This window comes from Candidatus Allofontibacter sp. (assembly GCF_038145245.1).
Classification (GTDB): Bacteria; Pseudomonadota; Alphaproteobacteria; order Pelagibacterales; family Pelagibacteraceae; genus Fontibacterium.
Genome location: NZ_JAYQPI010000056.1, coordinates 1 through 3,033 on the forward strand (window position 1 = coordinate 1; position 3,033 = coordinate 3,033).

Genomic DNA, 3,033 nt, shown 5'->3' on the forward strand with positions numbered 1-3,033 from the left:
CCGATTCTGCACGTGTCGTAGCTCTTGTTTGACCATACTTTAAGTTCATATTTTTTTTACCTATATGTTTGTTTGACTGAATACATAATGTTAAAATATGTTCATTTCAAGAAGCTTAAAAAAAGGCTATTCCATTATGTTTTTTAAATAAAAAAAATATGCAATTTAATAAAATACCTAATACCGATTTAAAAGTTAGCGAAATTTGTCTTGGCACAATGACTTGGGGTTCCATGCAAAACACGGAACAAGATGGTTTTGAGCAAATGGATTATGCCGTTTCAAAAGGAATTAATTTTTTTGACACCGCTGAGTTATATTCAATACCACCTACAAAAGAAACATGCGGTGCTACGAGCAGAATTATTGGCAACTGGTTAAAAAAGACTAAGAAAAGAAATCAAATTATTATTGCAGATAAAGTCACGGGCAGATCAGGAATGAACTGGATAAGACCCGGTGAGAAAGAAACTCGACTAAGTAAAAAACAAATAGGAAGCGCAATTGACAATAGTTTAAAGAATTTACAAATTGATCATGTTGATATTTATCAACTTCACTGGCCTGATAGACCTTTAAATGTTTTTAGTGGTCTTGAGTATGAACACACTGAAACTGATGATGTAATCCCAATTCTTGAAACTATGGAAGCAATGGCCTCTTTAATTAAAGAAGGAAAAATAAAATATTACGGACTTTCCAATGAGACTCCATGGGGCACAAGTCAATTTATAAAGCTTGCTGAAAAACATAATATTCCAAAACCCATAACGATTCAAAACGCATACAGTCTTATTAATAGAAGTTATGAAGTAGGTCTTTCTGAGATCTCAATTAGAGAAAAAATTGGTTTGCTTGCATACTCTCCTCTGGGTGGCGGACATTTAACTGGAAAATATTTAGATGGCAAAAGACCTGCTGGAACTAGAGAAGTTTTATGGGGAAATAGATTTGATAGATATAGAACAAAAAATACAGAAGCTGCAGTTAAGTCTTATTGTGAAATTGCAAAAAAACACAATATCGATCCTGGACAAATGGCAATTAAATTTTGCATTATTCAAAAATTTGTAACATCAACAATTATTGGTGCAACATCCATGGAACAGTTAAAGAAAAATATTGATAGTATTGATCTGTCACTGACTAATGATGTAATAAAAGAAATTAATAATGTTCAATTAATATATTCAAACCCATGTCCTTAAGAATCTTATTTTTTTCTACAATCTGTCTTTTATCTTTTGAACAAAAAATATTTGCCCAAATTAAATTGGATGGACAATTCAAAAATTGGACCGCACAAAATACTAGTATTAACGGCCAACAAGTTTGTTATGCTGTATCAAGCCCTGTGGCTACTGACCCAAAAAATCTTAATAGAGCAGAGTCTAGAATATTTGTAAGTTTTAGAGTTAACGATAAAATACAAAACGAAATAAGCATTACAAGTGGTTATAACTACAAAGCATCTTCTAAAGTAAACGTTGCTATTGATAAAAAAGAATTCAAATTTGAGACTGAAGATAATTTTGCTTGGCTTACAAAATATGAGGAAGAAATTTCCATGATCGAGATGATGAAAAAATCTTCTCAAGCAAAAGTTAGTGCAACTTCAGCTAAAGGTACAAAAACAATTGATACCTTCTCATTAAGTGGCTTTGGAGATGCTTACGAGGCCGCTAAAAAAAAATGTAATTTCATTTAAAAATGAAAAAAAAAATTAGAAAAATTGTTTTAGCTTATTCTGGGGGATTAGATACTTCTGTAATTTTACGTTGGTTACAAGAAAAATACCATGCAGAAGTTATTGCTTACACTGCAGATCTTGGACAAGAAATAGATAGAAAAAAAATAATTAGAAATGCTAAAAATCTTGGCGTTAAAAATATTATTATTGAAGACCTAAAAGATGTTTTTGTAAAAGATTATATTTTTCCAATGATTAGAGGAAATGCTTTATATGAAGGCATTTATTTGCTTGGCACTTCTATCGCTCGACCCCTTATTGCAAAACGCCAAATTGAAGTTGCAAGAAGATTTAAAGCAGATGCTGTATCTCATGGATCTACGGGTAAAGGGAATGATCAAGTAAGATTTGAACTAGGCTACTACTATTTTAATCCAAAAATTAAAATTATTGCCCCATGGCGTGATTGGGACTTTGCATCAAGAAGCGATCTAATTAAATATGCTAAGAAAAATAATATTCCTGTACCAAGTGATAAAAAAGGAGCTCCACCATTTTCTGTAGATGATAATTTATTTCATACCTCAACCGAGGGTAAAATCTTAGAAGACCCATCAAAGCAAGCTCCTGAATTTATTTTCCAAAGAACAGTTTCTCCTGAGAAAGCTCCAAATAAACCATCCTATGTGACTATTGGTTTTAAAAATGGTGATCCTATTAGTATTAATAATAAGAAATGCTCTCCAAGCAAACTGCTTACCCTTTTAAATAATATTGGTGGGAAAAATGGAGTAGGCAGAGTGGATCTTGTTGAGAATAGATTTATTGGAATAAAATCCCGTGGTGTTTATGAAACGCCTGGTGGAACTATTCTTTTATTTGCTCATAGAGCTATAGAGTCCCTTACCTTGGATAAAGAGACCGCACATAAAAAAGATGCGATCATGTCTAGATTTGCGGAATTAATTTATAATGGATTTTGGTATTCAAATGAAAGATTAAAATTACAAAAGATTATCGATCAAAAGAGATCCAGAGTTCAAGGATCTATTAAGTTAAAAATTTACAAAGGGAATGTAAGTATTGTTTCAAGAATTTCTAACAAGAGTATTTACTCAATGAGAAATGTTTCTTTTGAAGAAAACAAAACTTTTAATAAAAAAAGAGTAGAAAATTTTATTAAAAAGAATGCTCGTTTACTTAGAAAATAATTAATTAATATTCTTAAAAGCTTTTAAGGTATTACTTAAAAGACATGCAATTGTTACAGGACCAACACCTCCTGGAACTGGTGTAATAACTTTTGCTTTTTTAACCACAGATTTAAAATCAACGTCACCTAC

Annotated in this window: 3 protein-coding genes and 1 pseudogene; 3 read left to right on the forward strand and 1 reads right to left on the reverse strand. The window is 31.4% G+C overall.

Features of this window, described 5'->3' with window-relative positions:
• Nucleotides 1–158 precede the first annotated feature (158 nt).
• From AC8IGH_RS05225 to AC8IGH_RS05235, 3 genes are read left to right on the forward strand one after another with little or no spacing between them, the layout of a single operon-like run.
• Complete coding sequence (locus tag AC8IGH_RS05225) at nucleotides 159–1,208, forward strand: aldo/keto reductase (RefSeq protein ID WP_507419660.1); 1,050 nt, start codon at nucleotides 159–161, stop codon at nucleotides 1,206–1,208.
• The gene (locus AC8IGH_RS05230) at nucleotides 1,199–1,708 is read left to right on the forward strand and encodes an invasion associated locus B family protein (RefSeq protein WP_507419661.1); all 510 of its coding nucleotides are present in this window, start codon (nucleotides 1,199–1,201) and stop codon (nucleotides 1,706–1,708) included. The genes AC8IGH_RS05225 and AC8IGH_RS05230 overlap by 10 nt, the downstream gene beginning before the upstream one ends.
• A gap of 2 nt (nucleotides 1,709–1,710) precedes the next feature.
• Complete coding sequence (locus tag AC8IGH_RS05235) at nucleotides 1,711–2,901, forward strand: argininosuccinate synthase (RefSeq protein ID WP_507419662.1); 1,191 nt, start codon at nucleotides 1,711–1,713, stop codon at nucleotides 2,899–2,901.
• Here AC8IGH_RS05235 and AC8IGH_RS05240 read toward each other — a convergent pair.
• Nucleotides 2,902–3,033, reverse strand: a pseudogene (locus tag AC8IGH_RS05240) (bifunctional methylenetetrahydrofolate dehydrogenase/methenyltetrahydrofolate cyclohydrolase); the annotation flags it as partial.

What these genes read in the sequence shown, in the direction of transcription:
- AC8IGH_RS05225 (WP_507419660.1), top strand. Translation starts at nt 159, where the DNA reads ATGCAATTTAATAAAATACCTAATACCGATTTAAAAGTTAGCGAAATT.
- AC8IGH_RS05230 (WP_507419661.1), top strand. Translation starts at nt 1,199, where the DNA reads ATGTCCTTAAGAATCTTATTTTTTTCTACAATCTGTCTTTTATCTTTT.
- AC8IGH_RS05235 (WP_507419662.1), top strand. Translation starts at nt 1,711, where the DNA reads ATGAAAAAAAAAATTAGAAAAATTGTTTTAGCTTATTCTGGGGGATTA.